Genomic DNA, 23036 nt, shown 5'->3' with positions numbered 1-23036 from the left:
GTTTTTGATACTATGGCAGAGACATTATTTATACCGACAGATACAAACAGAAAAGAAGTTTATCAGGCGCTTTTTCCGCAAATTGAAGCGCTGATTGCCGACGAAAGCGATCTTACGGCTAACCTTGCCAATATAACCGCAGTTTTAAAGGAAGCATTCGGGTTTTTCTGGGTAGGTTTTTATTTGGTAAAGGAAGGGCAACTGGTGCTGGGGCCGTTTCAGGGACCGATCGCGTGTACGCGTATCCCATTCCACAAAGGTGTATGCGGCACAAGTTACACACGCGCGGAAACGGTTATCGTGCCGGATGTGGAGCAGTTCCCAGGGCATATTGCGTGTAGCTCGGCTTCACGGTCAGAGATCGTGGTGCCCGTTTTTCATAGAAATGGAACGGTGGCGATGGTACTGGATGTGGATAGCGACGCGCTTGACGATTTCAGCGAGACCGATCAGGAGCATTTGGAAAAAATCGCAGCGCTGATTACAAGAAAACTTTGATTATAATAAAAAAGGCCTCGCCGGGAATTCCGACGAGGCAACTGCTACCCTGCCAGCGCGGCGGGCAACAAAATGTTTCAAATTAGTGTCAGTTCAATGAGAACATAGGTAAGCGAAGGGCTACCACGTTATTGAACATAAGCTTGGTTATTTTGGGATCCATATAATCAATCAGCGGAAACTCCGAAACGAGTGACATTACTTCAAATTCAGTTTCTGCGCGTACCACACACCAGAGCCGTGAGTAATCATCGGACAAGGCATAAGACATCAGCCTTCCTTGCTCCATCAGTTCATTAATCTTTTTTCTCTGAGCAGGTATTTTTGCTGTGAAATCTTCCGACATGACAGCCGGCAGCTGGATTTCAACCATATATTGGCTCATGGGCGATAGATTTTAGGTTGTACTTATTAAATGATATGCGCCACTGAATAGTTCCTTGGCATAAAGTACCCGGCATTCGACAATAGTTTTTGACGTATTCCAACCATTTTGATAATGAGGTTGTCAGATAATTTACGACAGACGCGAGAGCACAAGTCGGATCATAACGCAACAGTAATCGGCTATCTTATGGGTAGAGGTGCTGAATTTATTTCCAAACCGAACGAAGCACCCCTAACCTTCGGATGACGTTTAACGAACAGGAACTGGTGAAAGGCTGCAAGCAGCGCAACCGCATCGCCCAGAAACAGCTATATGATGTTTTTGGGGGGAAGCTGTTCGCTATTTGCCTCCGCTATACGAAAAACCGTGCCGACGCGGAGGACGTGTTGCAGGATGCTTTCATCAAAATTTACGAAAATATAGATTCTTTCAGGGCAGACAGCCCGCTGGAATACTGGCTGAGGTCCGTGGTAGTGAACACGGCGCTGAACCACTTGCGGCAACAGAAATACCTGAAAGAACTGGATGATATAGATGTGCACCATAATGGCTTGTCGGACAGGGAATTCACGCTGGGGAATTTCCAGATGCAGCAGCTCATGGAAATGATCCGCGAATTGCCACCAGGTTGCCAGACGATCTTCAACCTGTACGCGATTGAAGGTTACCAGCACAATGAGATCGCCCAGATGTTGGGCATCTCCGAAGGAACGTCCAAATCCCAATACTCGCGGGCAAGGACATTGCTTCAACAAAAATTGAACAAAGAAAAAAGATTTGATGATGGATCCGTCCAACATAAACAATTTTGAGGATCAGTGGAGAAAGGCCTTGCAGGAGGCTTCCGAAGCTCCCCCGCCGTCTGTGTGGGAGGGTATCGAAGCGCGTCTTGACGGGGAGCAGGAGAAGGTAGTTCCGCTTTGGTGGCAATCGCCGAAAATGTGGTACGCGGCCGCTTCGATCGCCGCATTATTACTGGTAGGTGGTGGATTGTGGATGTCAGATGATAAGACAATTGATAAGCCACTAGTAGCAGTAAGTACCGAACCGGTCCGTAAATCTGTAAGCGAGCGTAGTAATGCAACTGAAAATGCTCCTGCTACCGGTGAAAGCTTGAACACCGAAAAGCTGGCGGCTGCTAACGAATCAAAGACAGCAAGCGAGTCTAAAACGTCATCCGCAAAACTAGCAAAGCAAGAATCTGCCGAATCGAAAATCGAGATTGCCTCGTCAAATACCGTGAATGCTGGCGCTGAAAAGCCTGAAAACGCATTTGGCAGGACAAAAAATAGGCATGAAGAGCCAGCAGTAGCGGCCGTTGAAGTAATTCAGAGGCCGGCCGCGAAAAGTAGCTCAGGCAATGAGGTCGTTAACACAATTGCAACTCCTGCCGAGAGTGTTCAGCCTCTGGAAGTTGGTGTGGCAAAAGTGGCAGGAAATAGCAATGCGGCAGCGTTAGCTGATGAAAGCCGACCGATTTCCGCACAATTGTTGGCATCCTTACCGTACAGCGATCTGGATGTTTACGTGCAAAAACGCCACGTTTTCTTCCGTCCTCAAATTCAGATCGAGGAGCCGGTAAAAGAGAAAAAACCGAAACAATATTATGCAGGCCTCGGTGTTATGCCGGCATCATTTAATCCGGATGTCCAATTAAAAGAGGCGCCTATGGCGTTTTCAGCACAGTCGGTAAGCCAAAGGCGGGCTACTACCGGATCGAGTGAGGCGCGCGCTTCGTATGCGGTGCAAACACAGGGTGGTGTCCGATTGTCGAAGCATTGGTCTGTGGAGACCGGTATCAGTTATCTCCGCGGCAATTCGGCTTATGAGGGTGGCGGTTATGTGCTGAGTCCATACAATAACCAGTCTTCGAATGTGTTGGAAAACGCATTGGCAGGATTGAATGGCTCATTGAATAGCCCTGCGGCCGATAAAGCGGCCGGCTTTAATAATGGAGCATTGTATATAGATATTGCCAAAAAAGCAAGCAATAACTACCAGTATCTCCAATTGCCGGTGCAGGCGGGCTTTACATTAAATCCCGACAAAAAATTCAGCTATTCGGTGCTCGGCGGGATGATGGCGAATTTCTTTTTGGCTAACGAACTCGAGTCTGCTTCGGGAGAGATTATCAGGACTACGGCCAGCGACGATATATATCGCGGCATGAACTGGGCCGCTACAACAGGATTGAGGTTGAATTATAAATTGTCCGCGAACTGGGGCGCCAACCTGACTGGCTCATACCAAAGGGCTGTTTCATCCGGTTTCAAATCCAACCAAAGCCTCGATTCACATCCTTATTTATACGGGGTATCGTGGTCTGTTCGCTATTCTTTTTGATATAATTTCTAGAAAGTTTCCAACCATTGCCGGTTGATTTGAATCTATCGATTTGTGGGTTGATTGTGGGGAAAGAAAGTATTCTTGCATCTGTTAGCCATGAAAATTTTAAAGAAGTCGATCACTATTCCTATGCTGGCCGCAGCAATGCTGTCGGGCTGCACAAAAGATAATGTCGCTCCTGGAAACGAGGTGAATCCGGTGGAAATACCGGCCTCGGTTTCAAATGGGACTACATCTTTTGCATTCGACTTTATTCATGCGTTACAGAAAACCCAATCCGCGGAGGAGAATTTCTTTGTATCGCCACTCAGCTTGCACATGGCTTTGGGAATGCTTTTGAATGGGGCTGAGAAAGAGACAGCCGATGAAATTCAAAAAGCATTAAAAATGGATGCCGTTGCATTGGCTGATTTGAATGCGGCATATAAAACATTGATTAACGATTTGCCCGTCGCCGATTCGAAAGTGAGTTTAGGATTAGCGAATTCGGTTTGGTATAGAAATGGGTTTTCCGTTGAAGATGATTTTCAATCTGTTTTGAAAAACTCGTTTGAATCGGAGGTAACAGGTTTGCCATTTGACGATGCTGCAAAAGATCGCATTAATAAATGGGCAAGCGATAAGACGAATGGTAAAATTCAGAAGGTACTTGATAACATTCAGCCACAGCATGTGATGTTCCTTTTGAATGCATTGTATTTCAAGGGCGACTGGCAAACCAGGTTTGATGCAAAGAAAACACAAGACACACCATTCAGGCTGGAAAACGGGCAAAGCAAAAACGTAAAAATGATGTTTGCCGGGTCCGATTTCAAAGTAGGCGCGGGAAGCAACTATGACGCTGTCCGTCTTCCTTATGCCAATGGCCAGTTCAATATGACCTTGATTATTCCGAAAGGCCAGAACACAATCGACGAGGCACTCAAAGGGATCACAGGCGAAGGATGGTCGAAATTGAACGGCGGAATGACCGAACGAGGTATTACAGTGGGGTTACCCAAATTTACACTCGATTATTCAGCTCAGTTGAAGGAGACACTGACGGGAATGGGAATCAAACGTGCATTTGAGAATAGTGCTCAATTGACGAAGATCAACAAACTGGCCGAGTTGTATGTGGATTTTGTGAAACAGGATGCATACCTGGGAATCGATGAGCAAGGAACCGAAGCCGCTGCGGTAACAACGATCGGTATCGGTCTTACCTCAGCCGGGTCAGAACCACCGAGGTACATTTGCGACCGCCCGTTTGGTTTAATAATCAGCGAAAATACTTCCAACACTATCCTTTTTGTAGGCAGGATTAAAAATCCGGAATCGAAATAGCAATGCGGAAAAGCATTTAAAAATATCAAAGATAAAAAATACCGGTTCGCCGGTATTTTCGGGGTGCGTTATCGTCCGAAGGCCTTGCTTTCGGACGATTTTGTTTTGTATTCCAACCAATTACAAAAAAGCGTTGTCCTGCATTTACCCAAGTTGAAATATCATTTTTACTAGCCTCTAAAACCTAACCGTATGAAACCTAAACTTTTACTGTTATGTGCCGTGGCATGGCTTTGCTGGTCGTGTAACGATCAATGTAAGGAAACACGTGTAGTGCGCCGTTTTAGCAACGTTACGTATTCCTTGATGGAACTCCGGACGCAGGTGAAGGCCGAATCGCCTCGTACTTTGGAACAGCCGGGAAAAATGTATGTGAAGGGTAAATATTTATATGTGAATGAAATTAAAAAAGGCATTCACATCATCGACAACGGTAACCCTGCGAGTCCCAAATTTGTAACATTCATTAATATTCCCGGCAATGGTGATATCGCCGTCCGTGACAATATCCTTTACGCCGACAGTTTTAGCGACCTTGTTTCGATCGACATTGCCGATCCAACTGCGCCAAAAGAAGTAGGAAGGGTCAAGAATGTATTTAAAACCGGCCTTTTCGACGGAGGCGGATGGTCTTTGAACGAATCCGTAGGCTCGATAACAGATCAGAATGTGGAATGGGTGACGGAAACGGTCACCGTCAACTGCGAAGACAACGTTCCGCCCGGCTCATGGTGGGGCGGAGGCATTGTTTGGATGATGGCCGACAGGGCGTCTTTCAATAGTGCATCATCGGCGTCACCTCAGTCATCCGGCGGAACAAACGGCCAGGCCGGGTCGATGGCGCGCTTCGCGCTGGATCGTAACTTTCTTTACGCGGTAAGTCAAAGCCAAATGCATCTTTTTAAGATCGACAAGCCAGCGCAACCTACCGATTTCGCTACCGTAAACCTTGGCTGGGGTATCGAAACCATTTTCCCTTACAACAACAAACTCTTCATCGGTTCCGCGACCGGGATGTTTATTTATGACAATACCAATCCTGCGGAACCGAAACAGCTCTCCAACTTCCAGCATGGCCGCGCCTGCGATCCCGTGGTGGTGCACAACGATATTGCGTATGTGACGTTGCGTACCGGTACCGCGTGCGCAGGAACCCAGAACCAACTCGATCTCGTCGATGTAAGCAATGCGGCGGCTCCGCAACTCATCAAAAGCTATCAAATGGAGAACCCGCATGGCCTGAGTATCGACTTTCCAACGCTTTTCCTTTGCGAGGGTGAACATGGGTTGAAAGTTTTCGATGTAACCGACAAGTTTTTGGTAGATCGGAACCAGCTGGCGCATTTCAAGGACATGCATGCGTACGACGTAATCTCACTTGGGAAAACGTTGCTGCTGATCGGAGAGGACGGATTTTATCAATACGATTCGTCGAATCCGAAAGATTTGAAAATGCTGAGTAAAATTCCAGTCGGAAAAGCGATGTGACATGAAAAAGCTCACATTTTTATTGATCTTGTTGGCTGGCACTACCTCCTATGCACAAAAGACCAGCACCGTGCGGTTCGTCAACCACACCGAATTCGGTGGGTTATTCGGTAGAGTGAAGTACCAGAATCCTTATGCAGGGAATGCGGACCAGGTGGACAGCAAAACGAGCCTGACTATCCAGACATTCAATGGCGTTCAGATTCATGAGAAATTGTCTGCCGGATTAACGCTGGGGATGGATTGGTATAAAACTGCCCTGCTGAACCCGATTGCAGGTGGCCTGCGATATGATTTTGTCAAGGATAAGAACGTGAAGTTGTTCGGCACAGTCGATGCGGGTTATGCGTTCGCCTGGTTCCACGACGACCCGGACGGCGCTGATACAAAAGGGGGAGTGATGATAAACCCGGGCGTGGGGATCAAGGTAGGAAAGCCGGGAGTGGCTGCATTTACCATTGCATTAACCTATAAAAGGCAGGAAGCGCATGTCACAAAAGTGCCTTTATGGGATCAGAAAGAAAGGTTTGAAGACCGGGTCTATAACAGGCTCGCATTACGTTTAGGGATTAGTTTTTAAAAATATATCAGTCATGAAAAGAATTACCTATCTATTGGCCTGCTGCATTTTAGTTGCATTGACTGCATTTGACTGCGGAGGCAGGATTTGTTGCGAGCCTCCGCCTTGTTCGCAAATCGGCTCGTTGAAAGGTACGTGGCGGCTGGATTACTTTCAGAATACTGCCACTGGTGTGGTGGACACGGACCCCGAAATCAGCGGTAAGAGTGTTGTATTTACCTTTTCAGATGATCAGAAAAGCGGGACGATTTCGGGCCATACCTTCGTGAATACCGTCAGCGGGGCATATACACTCGGCTCGGACTGTACTTTCAAGATAACCAGCTTTGGGGGAAGCAAGGTAGGCGAGCCGGAATGGAGCCGGAAAGCATGGTTTCCGTCGGATTCTGCGGGAGGTAAGGGAAACTATTCCGTTTTGTCCGACAAATTGATCCTTAAATTCGACCAAAACCCCGAACAGCTTGTGTTCAAAAAGGATAAATGAAGTACTCAGGCGGAGGATGTCAGATTTCCGACTGCATTTTCCGCCTGATATTGATTGATTTTTCGAATTCCGCAATTTCCCGCACAAATAGCTGATGCCCACGGTTGTACCAGTTCCTGAATTTCTCCGACTGGTCGATATGCTTCGGCAGATAATCAAAAATCACCGATAGATCGAACGACCTGGACATAACTCCCGCACCGGATATCACCCCGTCGATCGCATTGCATTCCTGCTCGAAATGGTTCGGAACCGGCACCATCATCACGGGTTTCCCCAAATACATAGCCTCGCAAACTGATTCGAAACCAGCTGTCGTCACCAACGCGCGGCAGGTAGCGAGCATCCGCAGGTATTTTTCGCTGTTGATCTGGTGGAAAGTAAGGGTACTGTCAAAAACAAATTCTTCCGAAGCATCCGCATTGTCCCAAAAGCAATGCAACTGCACATCCTTGTGTTTCAAATGCCAGTCGATCACCTGCGAGCTCAGGCTGTGGTGCGTCATGTAAACGAGTATAAATGAGCCTTTCTGCGGAATAAGCCGGGTAACCTCCTTGCGTAGCAATGGTGGTACCACCGTAATTTTCAGCTCGGGGGCAGAAGGCATTTCGCGGAACGACAATGCAAGCCGATTCGCCGAAAGCCACGACGTCGCCTTCGAGTTGAGGTTGATCAGGAACTGGTTTACCCGACTGTTTTCGGGAAAAATGAACTTAGGATGAAGCAAAAGGTACTGGTGCGCAATGCAAACCATTGGAATGCCCGAGCGGTAAATCATATTATACAGCCCGCCGTAAGTATCATAAAAACTGACGATCAGGTCGGGGTTGATCTGCTTTACCGTTTCGTGAATGCGGTGCAGGCTTTTTAGGTATTTGGGCAAATGCGCGAGGTGCGTGGCAATGGTACGACCCACATTCATGCCGCCGCCTTGCGCCTTGTAAATGATATTAGGCGCTGCAAAATGATGCACCGGCGCGAAGAGCTGCTCCTGGAAAAACGAGGGGATATTCCGGCCCGGAGATGTTCCCACCATCGCGCCCACTACCTTATGTCCTGCGCCACGCAAAACCTGGCCGAGCGAAATGGCTTGCGTCAAATGCCCCCGGCCTTCTCCCTGAACCAGAAAAAGAATTCTCATGATTATAGATAGCGCTGATTCCGCCCCGTCAGAAAACCGGTGAACGCCACCTGCTTTTCGAGGCTGGGGAAGTTTTCAACGACTTTTTTGGTACTCGTTTTTTTTACAGGCTTTTCGACGATCTCCTGCTGGTCGTAATAGAGCAGGCTCCAGTTGCCATCGAAATCCTCTACCAGCGCGCTCAGGGTCTCGACCCAGTCGCCGGAATTCATGTATTTGATACCATCGATTTCGCGGATCGCCGGGTGGTGAATGTGCCCGCAGATCACGCCGTCGCAGCTACGCGAACGGGCGAGCTCGGTAAGTTTCTCTTCAAAATCCGTCATGTAGTTCACAGCCATTTTCACCGACTGTTTCACACGTTGAGACAAAGAGTAATAGGAGAGACCGCGCCATGCGCGATATTTATTGTAAAATTTATTAACCCACAACAGAAACGTATACCCGATATCGCCGAGGTAGGCCAGCCACTTCAAATGCGTGGTAATAGAGTCGAAAACGTCGCCATGGGTAACGTAGAATCGCTGTGTGCCGGAAGTTAGTATATAATCTTTGCGGATCTGGAAATGCTTGCCGAGGCGGAGTGGGATGATCTGATCGAGGAAATCGTCGTGGTTACCGCGGATGTAGATCACTTTCGTTTTGTTGTCCTCTATCATTTTCAGCACGCGTTTGAAAAACAGCGTATGCTTGCGCTTCCACACACCATACTTTTTCAGTTGCCACGCGTCGATAATGTCGCCATTCAGGATAAGCTTTTTGCAGGTATAGCTTTTCAGGAAATTGGTGACCTCTTCTGCCTTCGATCCTCCTGCTCCGAGGTGAACGTCAGAAATGATGATAGTCCGAAAGTGAGTTGTATCTCCCATGATACAAATTTTCTCATTTTATATTAACTACATATTATTCGCAGGTTATCAGTAGGTTAAGTTTGTACTAAAAACTACTTCTACAATCCAATTTTGAAATATTTGCAGAGTAACTATAAGTTTATTTAAAAGAAAAACAGCATTTTTACTGTTGGCTTAACTCATCAACTCTAATGAAAAAACTACTCACTCTATTGTTGTTTTCCGCTGTACAGGCATTCGCACAGCAAGTCTACTTGCCGCATGAAGTGGAGAAACAGGCCGAGCCGGCGGGCGGATTGACGGTTCTAAACCAATTTATTAGCTCCAACCTTCAAATTCCTTTTCAAAGCTCAATAAAAGGCGTAAATGGACGGGTGTATCTCAAAGGCGTGGTGCAGCCCGACGGCAGCATGAGCAACATCGAGGTGACGCGTGGGATAGATACCCTGTGTAATGCGGCCGCCGTGAAGGTACTGGCGATGTACAAAGCCTGGAAGCCCGCCATGCTGGGCGGGCAACATGTCCGGCAGACGATCTTTTTTCCCGTAACATTCAAGGCAGACGCCAAAGCTACCTACCAGGAAGCCAGGCATGCTTTCATAGATTATTTTAATGAAGCATTTGTGCCAATAGATTCGGCGCGTGCCCAATACAGGAGGACCACGCCCGTGGACGAACGTGGATTCGTAGCCGGCGACGTGGCTTACGAAGAATCGAAAGGTAAAAAGTGGAAGCGGCTAGGCGAGGCGAAATTTGTAAAGAAGGAGATACGCTACAAATCGCGCTTTGTAAACCCGGATGCGGATTCGATTACCGCTTACCACATTTCCGCGCGGGATTACAATGAAGCCAGCCACGCTACCGAAGCCACATTCGATTCCGAAGGGCGCGTGTTGTCGTACGCCGAATATGGTGTAGATGGGAAAGCATACCTTATCAAGGATTATGATTTGAATGGCATGGTCAGGCGCCAGCAGTTGCTGACAGACTCACTGGTCACCGATGTTTATTGGGACCCAAATGGACAAATAAGGGCCCACAGGGATTTCCCTGTTAATAAAATGGGCGTGAAAGAAGAGCCCTTTCTGTTGAACGCCTGGGGGCCGGATGGCGCGCAATATGTGAAAAACGGCGAGGGGTATTGGAGAGCGGTTGGAGAAACTCCGGACGGCAAATGGCTTTTTGAGGAAGGAAGAGTGGTGAATGGTATTAAAGATGGCAAATGGATCGGAAAGCTGGCCGATAGTACGCGATATTATGAGGAAGGGTATGATCTGGGCCAATTTAAGACCGGCGTTTCCTGGGTTAATGGCATAAAAGCTGAATATAGCCAACCGAGAGCTCAACCTGAATTCAAGGGCGGGATCAAAGAGTTTTACAAGTTTCTGGCGATGAACATCAAATATCCTATTAATGCAGCACGCAGCGGCGTTGCAGGACGCGTAATGCTTTCATTCGTGGTTTGTGAAGACGGTTCAATGTGTGAATATAGAGTCGAGAAGCGGGTTGGTTATGGTCTGGACGAGGAAGCGCTTCGCGTTGTAAAGCTAATGAATGGCAAATGGAGCCCTGGTGAAATGCGGGGCCAGAAAGTGAGGGTTAAATACAATGTTCCGATTAATTTTCAGCTGGCAGGAGTGGTCTTACGATGATCACTATCACCATTCATCACTTCCCGGAGCCAGTCACAGGTTCCGGGAATTTTTTTGTCCCAAATGCATTAGGAAGTTGCGCGGAGTTTGATAATATTGTGATATCAATTTAATATCAAACTAAACCAACTATGATCGAAAAAGAATTACGCTCCATCTCTGGCTATCTGCTGTTTGTGATAGGCCTGGCGCTGCTATTTGGCGGCATTGTATATGCGATTAATGGAGGCAGTCCTGTTACAGGGCTCGTCACCGGCGTTACCGGATTTGTCATCCTCATCGGGCTCACAGTGATTAACCCGAACGAAGCCGTCGTGACCACATTTTTCGGAGATTATATGGGTACCATGAAGCAGAATGGTCTCCGCTGGGTAAACCCGCTGTTCCGTAGGAAAAAGATCAGCCTCCGCGCGAGGAACCTCAACGGCCAGAAACTGAAAGTGAACGACAAGCTCGGTAACCCCATCGAAATCGCGGCGGTGGTCGTGTGGCGCGTGGGCGATACGGCCAAGTCTTCTTTTGAAGTGGATGATTATGTAAAATATGTGGAAATCCAGTCGGAAGCGGCGGTGCGGCATTTGGCGGGTATTTATGCTTACGATTCGATGGAAGATGAAGAAGCGGATATTCAGGAAGTGACTTTGCGAGATGGTAGCGGTAAAATAAACGAAATGCTCGAAGCGGAGTTGACGGAACGTTTGAGCCGGGCCGGCATCGATGTCCTCGAATCGCGGATCAGTCACCTTGCCTATGCGCCCGAGATTGCGGGTGCGATGCTGCAACGCCAGCAGGCATCGGCGGTCGTAGCGGCACGTCGTCAGATCGTGAATGGCGCTGTCGGAATGGTGGATATGGCATTGGCCATGCTTTCGGAGAAGGGTATTGTCCAACTTGACGAGGAGCGCAAGGCCGCGATGGTGAGTAATTTGTTGGTAGTTTTGTGCGGTGAGAAAGCGGCGACACCCATACTGAACGCCGGAACCTTGTATCCATGATATGGCGGAGAAAAAAGCATTTGTTTTGCGGATCAATCCTGATATGCTGCGGGAACTCGAAACCTGGGCACAGCAGGATTTCCGCAGTTTGAACGGACAGATCGAGTTTTTACTGAGTGAGGCATTGAAAAAACAAAGGCGCTCAAAATCAAAGGGAAACGACGGTGAAGATGCAAAAGATTAATTAAAATGTTAAAATTGCATGGAGTATATAGTTGTCGTACTAATTTTTTAAAGCTCAGATGAAGCAATTATTCAGGACACTTTCATTAACAATCCTTTCCTTTCAGCTTTTTGCGCAGATTCCCGACACATTTCAATGGCTGCCCGACGGTAGCGGTTATCGCGACGCCGGTGATAGCCAGATCGTGGAAGTAACATTGCCCGCCAATCAGGAGAAAATTATCGTTTCATCCGCGCAGCTCACACCACAAGGCGGCTCGCCGTTGACGATCCGGAGCTATTCCATCAGCAAAGCGGGAGATAAAGTGCTGGTTTACGCCAATACCAAACGCGTGTGGCGATACGATACCCGCGGCGACTACTGGGTTTACGACATTACCGCCAAAACTTTGAAGCAGCTCGGAAAAGGCTTGCCGGAATCGTCGCTGATGTTTGCAAAATTTTCGCCGGACGGCAAGAAAGTCGCATATGTGAGCAAGCATAATGTGTACGTGGAGGACCTCGCGAGCAGCGCGGTGAAGCAAATTACTACCGACGGAACCGATCGCGTGATCAATGGGACGTTCGATTGGGTATACGAAGAAGAATTCGATTGCCGCGACGGTTTCCGTTGGAGCGACGACAGCAAGTCGATCGCCTACTGGCAGCTCGACGCCCGTAAGATCCGCAACTTTTTGATGATCAATACGACGGATTCCATTTATTCATTCAATGTACCGGTGGAGTATCCGAAAGTGGGTGAAACGCCTTCTCCCTATAAAATCGGTGTGGTGGACATTGCTTCGGCGCAGACCAAATGGATGAATATCCCCGGCGACCCGCAAAATACCTACGTTCCGCGCATGGAATGGTCGGGTATGCCGAACGAACTCGTGATCCAGCAGCTTAACCGCAAGCAGAACGAGAGCACATTGTTGTACATTAATACAACAGACGGCAGCGCGAAACCTTTTTACAATGAAAAAGATGAAGCCTGGATCGATATCAAGAGCCGCTGGGAAAACGATCCGATGGGCTGGGACTGGATCAATGGCGGTAAGGAGTTTTTGTGGGTAAGTGAAAAAGACGGCTGGCGCCACACCTACCGCGTGAGCCGCGACGGCAAGAAGGAAACGCTCATTACCGCAGGTAATTTTGATATGATCAGCCCCGTCCGCATCGACGAGAAAAACAATGCCTACTATTTCATGGCCTCACCCGACAATGCGACGCAAAGCTACTTGTACAAAACCACGCTCGACGGCAAAGGCACACCGGTACGCATTACCCCGGCCGATCAGCCGGGAACGCATGCCTACGACATTTCCCCGCTGGCCAAATTCGGGCGTCATCAGTTCTCGAATGCGAAGACATCGCCATTGGTAGAATGGATTTCGTTCCCTAAACACGCTTCTATCGACCCAAACAATTCCATCGCACAGTCCAAAGACAAGATAAACTCGTCGAAAGCGAATATCGAGTTCTTTAAAGTGAAGACCGATGAGGGAGTAGAGATCGACGCGTGGATGGTGAAACCTACCAATTTCGACGCGAGCAAGAAGTACCCGATCGTATTCATGGTGTATGGCGAAGCAGCCGGAAGTACTGTGAAAGACGTTTGGGGAACGGGCAGAAACCGTTTGTACGCAGGCAGCATGGCCGATGACGGGTACATTTACGCCTCCATGGACAACCGCGGCACGCCTTCACCCAAAGGTGCCAAATGGCGCAAGGCGATCTACCGCAACATCGGCCGCATCAATATCAAAGACATGGATGGCGCTGCTACTGCGATGTTCAGACAGTATGCATTCATTGACACCAGTCGAGTGGCAGTGCACGGATGGAGCGGCGGCGGGTCATCGACTTTAAATCTGCTGTTCCAGTATCCGCAGCATTTCAAAACCGGTATTGCCGTAGCCGCCGTGGCTAATCAGCTCACCTACGACAACATTTATCAGGAACGCTACATGGGTATTCCGCAGGAAAATCGGGAGGATTTTGTGAAAGGGTCACCGATTACCTATGCTAAAAATTTGCGCGGCAACCTGCTATACATCCATGGAACGGGCGACGATAACGTGCATTACCAGAATGCCGAAATGCTCGTCAATGAGCTGATCAGGGCTAATAAAGTATTCCAGTTTATGCCTTATCCGAACCGTACGCACAGCATTTCCGAAGGCGAAGGCACCTCGCGGCACTTGCAGTCGCTGTTTACGGATTATCTGAGAAAGAACTGCCCTCCGGGAGCGAAGTAATTTTAGGAATGATATTATGTACAATAGACAACGCCCTCCGGAACCATTCCGAAGGGCGTTTTTCTTGACATAATGCCTGCAAAATTACTTCCCGTATAACTTCTTCGCGGCGGGCTCATATTTATCGCCCGCGCTCCATTGCGGTGCGGTTTTGCGGTCGGCGATCAGGCGTGTCGCGTAGGTGTAAGCCTGGCTGAATTTGAGCAGGTAATTGAAATCTACCGTCTCGGGATGGTCGGTCACCTGGTGGTAGTTTTTCATGATATCCCCGTTGAATTCCTTGAAGCCGGGTGTGAATGTCGGCGCTGGAATGCCTTCTTTGGCAAAACTGACATTATCCGAACGGTCGAAGAGGCCCTGCTCCGGTGAAGGATCAGCGAAAACACCCAGGCCGAATGCCTTGCAAGCGGCTTCGATTTCCACACGTGCTCCCGTACGATCGAGGCCCATTACCGAAACGATGGTGGTATCATTGTAACCTGCGCCGTCGGAATTCATATTGAAAATGCATTGGTTCAAAGGCATGATCGGGTGTGACGCATAATATTTGCTGCCCAGCAAGCCAACCTCTTCGCCCGTCAACGCGACGATGACGATTGAGCGTTTCGGTGGGTTTTTGGCCAATGCTTCCGCGGCGGTGAGCAATGCGGTTACGCCAAATGCATTGTCGCGTGCACCGTTGAAGATGCTGTCCTCGGGCGTGTACGCCTGCCCGCCTTGCTTGCCTACGCCCACGTGATCATAATGCGCGGAGAGCAGGATGTACTCTTCTTTCAGTTTGGGGTCCGAACCGGGAATGTAGCCGGCCACATTGTAACTGTAAACAGGTTTGGCAACTCTGCCGGAAGTTTTGAAAGTAACTTCTTTCGCAGCACGCAATGCACGCGCGAATTTGCCTTCCTTGCCATTTACCCAGGCATGCGGGATAGATTTCGCGGCATTACCTTCGGCCAACGATATTTTTTCTCCTGCAAAAAACTTGCTTACCACATTCCAGGGAACGGCGGCATTGAAAAGTTCGATCACGGCAATAGCACCTTTGTCCTGGGCAATTTTGCGCTTTTCAGCAGAAGTGGCGAAAAGCTCGGAGGTCGTCTGCGTTTCCGGCGTGCCGCTTTCAACCAATATTATTTTACCTTTTACATCGAGGCCTTTATAATCGTCCCAACTCTTGGCCGCGTTTTCCAGACCGTAACTTGCGTAAACGATCGGTGCTTTCAAATCCACGGCGTCGCCGGCCATCAAGATCCAGTCGGTGCCGCTTTTCATAATTTCGGCATCCGCGGCGATCTCGCCGGTGCCGTTAGCGCCCATTTTTTCGAAGGGTACGCGTTGGAAATAGCTCGAAGTACCGGTTTCGCTGTTGCCCGGCACGGGTACCACGCCCAGTTTGCGGAACTGCTCGGCAATGTAGCGGGCCGCTACGAAGTTTCCCTGCTCGCCCGTGCGCCTGCCCATGAGCTCGTCACCCGCGAGGAAGCGGATGTGCGCCTCGGTTTCAGATTTTTTGATTTGAAATTCAGGTAATGACGAAGTCTTTTTCTGCGCATCGGCCGGGAGCGTGAGGGCCAGGCCGAGCGGTAGCAGGAGGAAAGGTAGTTTCATGACTGTTTTGTGATGATTTTAAAAAGAAAATGTGAAGATGTAAGATAATCAGACATCTCCACATTCTATATTGTGCCACTTGGAATTCGCTACCGTTTGTTCAATAGCACGGCCGCTTCTTTCGCGAAATAGGTGAGAATGCATTTGGCACCGGCACGGCGGATGCTCGTCAGTACTTCCATCATTGCACGCTCTCCATCGAGCCAGCCATTTTGCGCGGCAGCCTTCACCATCGCATATTCACCCGAAACGTTGTATGCGGCGATTGGAATATCGAAGTTTTCGTCGAGCAGGCGGATGATATCGAGGTACGACAAAGCGGGTTTTACCATCAGCATATCCGCACCTTCTTCGAAGTCCAGTTGCGCTTCGAGCAATGCCTCCCGCTTATTGGCCGGGTTCATTTGGTAAGTCTTTTTATCCCCGAACTTGGGCGCCGACTCCAATGCATCACGGAATGGGCCGTAGAATGCGCTGGCATATTTGGCCGAATACGACATAATGCTCACGTCGGTAAAACCATGTGCGTCGAGGTGCCGGCGAATGTGACCTACGCGACCGTCCATCATATCGCTCGGGCCGAGGATGTCGGCTCCGGCTTTCGCTTGCGCCAGCGACATATTGGCGAGGATTTCGAGCGTGGCGTCGTTTAAAATTTTGCCATTTTCAACCAATCCGTCGTGGCCGTCGGAGCTGTACGGGTCCATGGCCACGTCGGTCATGATCACGAGCTCGGGGAATTGCTCCTTGATAGCGGTGATGGCTTTCAGGTAAAAAGTATCCTCGTGATAGCTCTCCGACGCGAAACGGTCCTTTTTGCTTTCGGGATAATTAGGGAAAAGATCGATGGCCTTAATGCCAAGGTCGGTCACTTCTTTAAGTTCTTCGAGCAGGTTATCGAGCGAGTAGCGGTAAATGCCCGGCATCGATTTCACTTCGGACTTCTGCCGCGTTCCATCGACGACAAACATGGGAAAAATGAAATCGGAAACCTGCAAATTGGTTTCCTGAACGAGGTCACGCACACCTGCGGATTTTCTATTGCGTCGGGGACGACGGGATATTTGGATCATGGTATGGCAATATGATTACTCAAAGAAAAACCATCCGCCTCAGATTTCAGTTTCCAAAACGATTTAAAATCACCCTACCATCAACTTAAAACCCTCTCCATGCAAATTCATAATCTGGATAGAAGGGTCTTCGCGAAGGTATTTACGGAGCTTGGTGATGTACACGTCCATGCTGCGTGCATTGAAATAGGAATCGTCGCCCCAAATGGTTTTCAATGCAAAACTGCGGCTGATAGGCTGATTTAGATTTTGGCAAAACAACCGCAGCAGCTCGGACTCCTTGCTCGTAAGACGGGCAGAATTTTCGCCGATCGACAACTGCTGGTGGTTATAATCAAAGGTATATAGGCCAACCGAGAATACTTTGACCTCTTCTTGCTGGTCAGTTTGCCGGGTGTAGCGCCGTAGAATGGCCTGGATTCGCATTAAGAGTTCTTCGCGGTCGAAAGGCTTGGTAACATAGTCGTCCGCCCCGACCCGGAAGCCCTGCATTGTATCCTCTTTCATCGACTTCGCCGTTAAAAAAATAATAGGCACATCACGCCCACTCATACGCACCTCTTTGGCCAGTGAAAAGCCGTCCTTTTTGGGCATCATCACGTCGAAAATGCACAGGTCGTATTCTTTGTCGACAAAATGTTGCCAGCCTTTCTGCCCATCAGTAGCAAGGTCGGTAGGAAAGCCTTTATCGGTCAGATATTCCTGAAGGAGCATTCCGAGGTTGGCGTCGTCTTCAACGAGTAGGAGATTGGGCATTTGGAAAACGGGTAAATCGGTTAGGTTTGCAAGATACAACATCCCGGTGCGGGGTGAGTTGGCCTGTGAATAACAGAATTCAGGAAAAATTGCTGAATGGTTACATCCTGCGTAAATTAACCCGATAAAACTAGCGATCTTTCGAATCTCTGAAACCTTCTTAACTCATAAAAAATGTTAAAATTCATCCTATGGGTCGCCGCGATCCTCGTGATCATCGGTGTTGTCTACATTTCCGGTCCCAAAGTTCCGGAAGCCCGCCTGACGCCTGTTTTACCCACCATTACCAGCGATCTCACGAAGCTGGAAGAGGAGGTAAACCGCTCCGAAAAAGCCACGCCGTTGCTCAAACCCGATAACGAGGCACGCATTGTGTGGGCCAACGACAGCTTGAAGCAGAAAACGACGTACAGTATCGTATATATCCACGGATTCGGCGCGAGTTGGGCGGAGGGTGACCCTGTTCACAAAGACCTCGCAAAACGATATGGCGCCAATCTGTACCTCGCGCGTATGCACGATGCCGGTATCGCCGATACGAATGCACTGGAAGACCTCACGCCCGCCAATTTCCTGGCCGGTGCGAAACGTGCGCTGGCGATCGGGAAGGTTTTGGGCGACAGCGTGATCGTGATCGGTACTTCGGCAGGCGGGCTGCTTTCCGTTTACCTGGCGGCTACCCATCCGGAAATCAAAGGTTTGGTGCTTTATTCACCCTGTATGGCCATTGCAAACCCTGCTATGAAGCTCGTGACAGGCCCGTGGGGACAGCAAATCCTGCATAAGGTAATGGGTACCCACAATATGGGCAAGGACTCGATTCCGGCACAGGCGCAGTTCTGGTTGCAAGGCTATCATACCAATGGGCTTACAACGTTGCAGCAGATGATCGACGCCATTGCCCGGCCGGAAATTTTCGCTGAGGTGAAAATGCCGGTTTTCGTGGGTTACTATTATAAAGATGAAGAGCACCAGGATAAAGTGGTGTCGGTGAAGGCAATCCGTAAAATGTTCGAAGGCCTAGGCACGCCGGCGGACCTGAAAGAGGAAAAGGCATTTCCCGAAAGCGGCGACCATGTGATCGGTTCACACTTGCGGTCGAAGGACGTGAAGGGCGTGTACGAGGCCACAGACCGGTTTTTCCAGGAAAAGCTGCATTTGAGACCAGTAGAAAACCTCCTTGCGCAGCCTTGAACGCGTACGTGAAAGGCATTGCCAGCGTGGATATTGTGGTTAAACCCGCTAAAAATGCTTTACTTTGCCGCCTTGAACGGACGTCCTAATTAATCAACAATAAAAGGAAACATGGCTTACGGTTTATTAAAAGGAAAAAGAGGAATCATATCAGGTGCATTGGACGAAAACTCCATTGCCTGGAAAGTAGCGCTGAAAGCAAAGGAAGAAGGTGCCACGTTTGTATTGACCAACGCGCCGATCGCGATGCGTATGGGGGCTATCAATGACCTGGCCAAGCAATGCGACGCCGAGATCATCCCTGCCGATGCTACTTCCCTGGAAGATATCGAGAACCTTTTTACCAAATCGACCGAGATCCTCGGCGGGAAGATCGATTTTGTACTGCACTCGATCGGAATGTCGCTGAATGTACGCAAAGGCAAGTCCTACGGCGACCTGAACTACGACTGGTTCCAGAAAGGCGTGGATATTTCGGCACTTTCGCTGCACAAATTTTTACAGGTAGCCGAGAAGCTCGATGCGATCAACGATTGGGGATCGGTTGTGGCATTATCCTACATTGCGGCGCAACGTACCTACTCATTCTATAATGATATGGCGGAGGCGAAAGCGATGCTGGAAAGCATTGCACGCAGCTACGGCTACCGCTACGGAAAAGCTAAAAATGTGCGCGTGAATACGATCTCGCAGTCGCCTACCAAAACCAAGGCCGGCTCGGGCATCGAAGGGTTCGACGCATTCTATGATTTCGCGGAAAAAATGAGCCCGCTGGGCAATGCTTCGGCGGATGATTGCGCTAATTACGCCATCACCCTCTTCTCCGACCTGACCCGTTTCGTGACGATGCAGAACCTGTATCACGACGGCGGATATTCTTCAACCGGTATCTCCGAAGAACTGGTAACGATGATCCAGCAACAGGCACAAGCGCAGCAGTAGTATTTCGATTCCATATTCTGAAAACCCTTCAAGGCACGTGTTTTGAAGGGTTTTCTTTTTGTATTAAAATAAATGCGTATACACACCGTTTCGCGTTGTGTAATGTTTGAAGAACCAATTAGTTTAGCCAAAATAAAATCCATTTATGAATCAGCAGACGCATCACCCCTTTTTCAGCAAACTAATGGCACAGGCAAGCCGCCTGCTGCTCGCAGCCACGTTCATCGCATTGCTTTCATGCGGAGGCGAAAAAGAAGCCACCCAGCAACAAGCCGCGCCCGACGCGCCGGTTTACACGCTGGTATTTCTGGATAAAACACAAAGTGTGCATGTCGATAAACGCTACGTCAACGACAAATACCGCCAGGCGCTGACCGACATTATCGAGAACAATATGAAGAACAAGGGCGATAAACTGGAAGTGTATTTCATCCACGAGAATACCTCGAAGGCCCGTGCATTGTCACTCACCGTTCGCAGCGAGCGCGATAACCTCGAAGGCGCGAATGCTACCGACCGCGAAGGCATTGAAACGGCATTCCAGCTGACATTGCAGAAGGAAAAGAGCATTTACCTGCGCCAGTTGCTAGCCAAGCTCAACCAGCAGAACACCGGTTCATCCAACCTCTCGACCGACATTTGGGCCAGCTTGCCCGTCATCGCCAAAGCCGGTGAAAGCGGTTCGGAAGTAAAAGTGTATTATTTCAGTGATATGGTGGAAAGCGTAAAAGGTGCCGATCGTCGCGATTTCCATACCAATCCGCCGAAAAGCGACGCCGAGGCCGAGACAGATGCGAAAGAAGATATTAAAAAGCTGGAACGTTACGCTATCGGTTCTCCGCAGGTTACGATCGTATCCCCATTCGAACCGACGGCTTCAAGCAAAGAGAATAACCCGCACGTGACGCATTACTGGCAGACGCTCTTTCAGGAGTTGGGCGGGGTAAGTGTAGAGGAACTTTGAGTAGTTGAAGTATTATAGATTTTGAATGGCTTTCAGGTTCTCATCATCGTCGAAAATCGCGCGGATGGGGATTTGGAAGCCTTTTACTGCGAAGCTTTTGACGTCGCCTGAATCAGCATTAAGTACGAGCTCGTATTTGTTATCCATCAGGTGGTACTGTTCCATCGTTTTCTTCACGGGATCGATGATCCAATATTCTTCAACCCCGTGAGCTCCATAATCTTTAAACTTTATACCCCGGTCGCGTTTCGCTGTGGAGGGCGAGAGTATTTCAACTATTAGGTCCGGTGCAGGATAAAACATCTTATCTTGGGAGAACTCGATAGCCTTTTCTTTTCTGAAAAAGCTAATGTCAGGCTCATAGTCATTCCGCGTTAGCGATATCATGACGTTTTCAAACCCTACAAATCCAAGCTTGTTCTTCCGGACATAAAGTGTTAGGAGCGTATAAAGCATTCCACCAATATTAGAATGCCGAAACTTGGCAGGTGAGTGCGTAACAATTTCTCCATTAATAAATTCTACTTTTTGCTCCTCCGTGATGTCATTATAGAATTTTAACCGACGTTCGCGCTCCTCATCGAGCGCTTTATGCACCGCATCCAGCACAAGATATGCGTCTGGCGCATCCATGATCTCCGAAAAAATACGGTTACTCATCTCTTTTGTCAATAGTAGTGTTTCCAAATTTAACAAAGTTTAAGGTGAAAAAATACACTATTAGCATTGTCATCCAGCCCAATTCTCCCGGTCCAGGCTGCGGTATTGAATCGCTTCCGCCAGATGCTCGACTTTGATATCGTCACTATCGGCCAGATCTGCGATGGTGCGGGAGACTTTGAGGATGCGGTCGTAGGCGCGGGCGGAGAGGCCGACGCGCTCCATGGCTTTGCGAAGTAGCATTTTGCCGGATTCTTCGATTATGCAGATTTGTTTCACCATTTCGGGCGTCATCATGGCGTTGGAGTAGATTTCCTTGTGGTTTTTAAAACGCTCGGTCTGGCGCTGGCGGGCGAGTATCACGCGCTCGCGGATTTGGTCACTGCTTTCGGATTTGCGGGTGGAAGAGATTTGTTCGAAGGAAACGGGTGTTACTTCGACATGCAGGTCGATGCGGTCGAGCAGCGGGCCGCTGATTTTGTTGAGGTATTTCTGAACGACGCCCGGCCCGCAGACGCAGTCTTTTTCGGGGTGATTGTAGTAGCCGCACGGACAAGGGTTCATGCTGGCAATCAGCATGAAATTCGCGGGGAATTCGACGGCCATTTTGGCCCTGGAAATGCTCACTCGCCGTTCTTCCAGAGGCTGCCGCATTACTTCGAGTACCGACCTTTTAAATTCCGGCAATTCGTCCAGGAACAGCACGCCATTATGCGCCAAAGATATTTCGCCCGGTTGCGGGTAGCTTCCGCCTCCCACTAATGCGACGTCGCTGATGGAATGGTGTGGCGAGCGGAATGGACGGCGCGAAACTAATGTGGCCTGCTTGCCGAGCCGCCCTGCTACCGAATGGATTTTGGTCGTTTCCAATGCCTCGGGCAGGCTTAGCGGGGGTAATATGCTCGGTATGCGCTTGGCCAACATGGTTTTCCCGGCTCCCGGCGGACCGATCATGATCGCATTGTGCCCGCCCGCGGCGGTGATTTCCAATGCGCGTTTGATATTCTCCTGGCCCTGCACATGCTCGAAATCGGCTTCGTAGTCGTTTTGAGAAGTGAAAAACAGGTCGCGGGTATCCACAACGAGAGGCGCGATATCCAGCGTTCCTTTGAAAAAACCGATCGCGTCGGCCAGCGTTTCCACCGCTATGACGTCGAGATTGTTCACAATAGCGGCTTCGGACGCATTTTCGGCAGGCAGGACAATGCCTTTGAAACCTTGCTTTCGTGCTTCGATGGCGATAGGCAATACGCCTTTGATGGGCCGGAGAATGCCGTCGAGCGAGAGTTCTCCGAGGATAATGTACTCCTCGGTGTTACGAATGCAGACGAGCTGGTCGGAGCATTGCAATGTGCAGATGGCAATAGGCAGGTCGTAGGCGGAACCTTCCTTGCGGATATCGGCAGGCGCGAGGTTTACGACCAGTTTCTGGCGCGGCATCTTGTAGCCGAAGTGTTTCACAGAGGCTTCTACCCGCTGCTGGCTTTCTTTCACAGCGCTGTCGGCGAGGCCGACCATGTAAAATCCGAGCCCCTGCCCGACATTTACTTCAATGGTGATGATCGTGGCGTCGACGCCGGAAACGGCGCTTCCGTAGGTTTTAGCAAGCATAAGTGTGTGCTTTGAGTAAATAGAAAAATTTTTGGTAAAAATAGCATGAAAAAGGTTAA

22 protein-coding genes are annotated in these 23036 nt (G+C 49.3%); 14 read left to right on the top strand and 8 right to left on the bottom strand.

Going from position 1 to position 23036, the window contains the following annotated elements; translation table 11 throughout:
* The first annotated feature begins 12 nt into the window (after positions 1-12).
* The gene (locus tag BMW93_RS29825; RefSeq protein ID WP_090385174.1) at positions 13-498 is read left to right on the top strand and encodes a GAF domain-containing protein; all 486 of its coding nucleotides are present in this window, start codon (positions 13-15) and stop codon (positions 496-498) included.
* A gap of 88 nt (positions 499-586) precedes the next feature.
* On the opposite strand, the gene BMW93_RS29820 is transcribed toward BMW93_RS29825, so the two are convergent.
* The gene (locus BMW93_RS29820; protein WP_090149248.1) at positions 587-883 is read right to left on the bottom strand and encodes a muconolactone Delta-isomerase family protein; all 297 of its coding nucleotides are present in this window, start codon (positions 881-883) and stop codon (positions 587-589) included.
* 245 nt (positions 884-1128) lie between these two features.
* Between BMW93_RS29820 and BMW93_RS29815 the strand changes: the two genes are divergently transcribed.
* From BMW93_RS29815 to BMW93_RS29790, 6 genes are all read left to right on the top strand, one after another.
* Complete coding sequence (locus BMW93_RS29815) at positions 1129-1698, top strand: RNA polymerase sigma factor (protein ID WP_090385172.1); 570 nt, start codon at positions 1129-1131, stop codon at positions 1696-1698.
* Between the two features lie 127 nt (positions 1699-1825).
* Positions 1826-3229 carry an outer membrane beta-barrel protein gene (locus BMW93_RS29810; RefSeq protein ID WP_229240991.1) on the top strand — a complete coding sequence of 468 codons (1404 nt, stop codon included), beginning with the start codon at positions 1826-1828 and terminating at the stop codon, positions 3227-3229.
* A gap of 99 nt (positions 3230-3328) precedes the next feature.
* Positions 3329-4558, top strand: a complete 1230-nt coding sequence (locus tag BMW93_RS29805; protein WP_229240989.1) for a serpin family protein — start codon at positions 3329-3331, stop codon at positions 4556-4558.
* A 192-nt stretch (positions 4559-4750) separates the two neighbouring features.
* Positions 4751-6046 carry an LVIVD repeat-containing protein gene (locus BMW93_RS29800; protein WP_177194239.1) on the top strand — a complete coding sequence of 432 codons (1296 nt, stop codon included), beginning with the start codon at positions 4751-4753 and terminating at the stop codon, positions 6044-6046.
* A gap of 1 nt (position 6047) precedes the next feature.
* The gene (locus tag BMW93_RS29795) at positions 6048-6626 is read left to right on the top strand and encodes a hypothetical protein (protein ID WP_090385165.1); all 579 of its coding nucleotides are present in this window, start codon (positions 6048-6050) and stop codon (positions 6624-6626) included.
* A 13-nt stretch (positions 6627-6639) separates the two neighbouring features.
* Positions 6640-7110 (top strand): META domain-containing protein, encoded by a 471-nt coding sequence (locus BMW93_RS29790; protein ID WP_229240987.1) that lies wholly within the window; start codon positions 6640-6642, stop codon positions 7108-7110.
* A gap of 19 nt (positions 7111-7129) precedes the next feature.
* On the opposite strand, the gene BMW93_RS29785 is transcribed toward BMW93_RS29790, so the two are convergent.
* Together BMW93_RS29785 and BMW93_RS29780 are read right to left on the bottom strand one after the other, a co-directional pair.
* Complete coding sequence (locus tag BMW93_RS29785) at positions 7130-8251, bottom strand: glycosyltransferase family protein (RefSeq protein WP_090385162.1); 1122 nt, start codon at positions 8249-8251, stop codon at positions 7130-7132.
* Positions 8252-8253: 2 nt separating this feature from the next.
* Complete coding sequence (locus BMW93_RS29780; RefSeq protein ID WP_090385159.1) at positions 8254-9120, bottom strand: UDP-2,3-diacylglucosamine diphosphatase; 867 nt, start codon at positions 9118-9120, stop codon at positions 8254-8256.
* Between the two features lie 173 nt (positions 9121-9293).
* On the opposite strand from BMW93_RS29780, the gene BMW93_RS29775 reads away from it, so the two are divergent.
* The 4 genes from BMW93_RS29775 (at position 9294) to BMW93_RS29760 (ending at position 14172) form a co-directional block, all read left to right on the top strand.
* Positions 9294-10754, top strand: a complete 1461-nt coding sequence (locus BMW93_RS29775; protein ID WP_090385157.1) for an energy transducer TonB — start codon at positions 9294-9296, stop codon at positions 10752-10754.
* Positions 10755-10885: 131 nt separating this feature from the next.
* Positions 10886-11749, top strand: coding sequence for an SPFH domain-containing protein (locus BMW93_RS29770; protein WP_090385155.1), 864 nt, complete (start codon positions 10886-10888; stop codon positions 11747-11749).
* A 1-nt stretch (position 11750) separates the two neighbouring features.
* A complete protein-coding gene (locus BMW93_RS29765; protein WP_090385152.1) occupies positions 11751-11933 on the top strand; it encodes a hypothetical protein in 183 nt (60 codons plus the stop codon).
* A gap of 58 nt (positions 11934-11991) precedes the next feature.
* The gene (locus tag BMW93_RS29760; protein ID WP_090385149.1) at positions 11992-14172 is read left to right on the top strand and encodes a DPP IV N-terminal domain-containing protein; all 2181 of its coding nucleotides are present in this window, start codon (positions 11992-11994) and stop codon (positions 14170-14172) included.
* An 84-nt stretch (positions 14173-14256) separates the two neighbouring features.
* On the opposite strand, the gene BMW93_RS29755 is transcribed toward BMW93_RS29760, so the two are convergent.
* The 3 genes from BMW93_RS29755 to BMW93_RS29745 form a co-directional block, all read right to left on the bottom strand.
* Positions 14257-15777: a M28 family peptidase gene (locus tag BMW93_RS29755; RefSeq protein WP_090385147.1), complete on the bottom strand. Its 1521-nt coding sequence runs from the start codon at positions 15775-15777 to the stop codon at positions 14257-14259.
* An 89-nt stretch (positions 15778-15866) separates the two neighbouring features.
* Positions 15867-16850, bottom strand: a complete 984-nt coding sequence (gene hemB, locus BMW93_RS29750) for a porphobilinogen synthase (RefSeq protein WP_177194238.1) — start codon at positions 16848-16850, stop codon at positions 15867-15869.
* Positions 16851-16919: 69 nt separating this feature from the next.
* Entirely contained in the window at positions 16920-17606 is a 687-nt protein-coding gene (locus tag BMW93_RS29745; protein ID WP_090385145.1) for a response regulator transcription factor, read from the bottom strand.
* Positions 17607-17780: 174 nt separating this feature from the next.
* On the opposite strand from BMW93_RS29745, the gene BMW93_RS29740 reads away from it, so the two are divergent.
* The 3 genes from BMW93_RS29740 to BMW93_RS29730 all read left to right on the top strand — a co-directional run bounded on the left by BMW93_RS29740 (position 17781) and on the right by BMW93_RS29730 (position 20706).
* On the top strand, positions 17781-18800 hold the full coding sequence (locus tag BMW93_RS29740) for a carboxylesterase (RefSeq protein ID WP_090385143.1): 1020 nt from the start codon (positions 17781-17783) through the stop codon (positions 18798-18800).
* 111 nt (positions 18801-18911) lie between these two features.
* Complete coding sequence (locus tag BMW93_RS29735; RefSeq protein WP_090385140.1) at positions 18912-19742, top strand: enoyl-ACP reductase; 831 nt, start codon at positions 18912-18914, stop codon at positions 19740-19742.
* A gap of 145 nt (positions 19743-19887) precedes the next feature.
* Positions 19888-20706 carry a hypothetical protein gene (locus tag BMW93_RS29730; protein ID WP_090385138.1) on the top strand — a complete coding sequence of 273 codons (819 nt, stop codon included), beginning with the start codon at positions 19888-19890 and terminating at the stop codon, positions 20704-20706.
* A 12-nt stretch (positions 20707-20718) separates the two neighbouring features.
* Here the strand turns inward: BMW93_RS29730 and BMW93_RS29725 are convergent, their stop codons facing one another.
* Positions 20719-21393, bottom strand: coding sequence for a Uma2 family endonuclease (locus tag BMW93_RS29725; protein ID WP_229240985.1), 675 nt, complete (start codon positions 21391-21393; stop codon positions 20719-20721).
* Between the two features lie 42 nt (positions 21394-21435).
* Complete coding sequence (locus tag BMW93_RS29720; protein WP_090385303.1) at positions 21436-22977, bottom strand: YifB family Mg chelatase-like AAA ATPase; 1542 nt, start codon at positions 22975-22977, stop codon at positions 21436-21438.
* Positions 22978-23036: the final 59 nt, after the last annotated feature.

The organism is Dyadobacter sp. SG02 (assembly GCF_900109045.1).
Taxonomy (GTDB): domain Bacteria; phylum Bacteroidota; class Bacteroidia; order Cytophagales; family Spirosomataceae; genus Dyadobacter.
The sequence above is the reverse complement of the archived record's forward strand: the minus strand, read 5'-3'. Positions and strand labels throughout refer to the sequence as shown.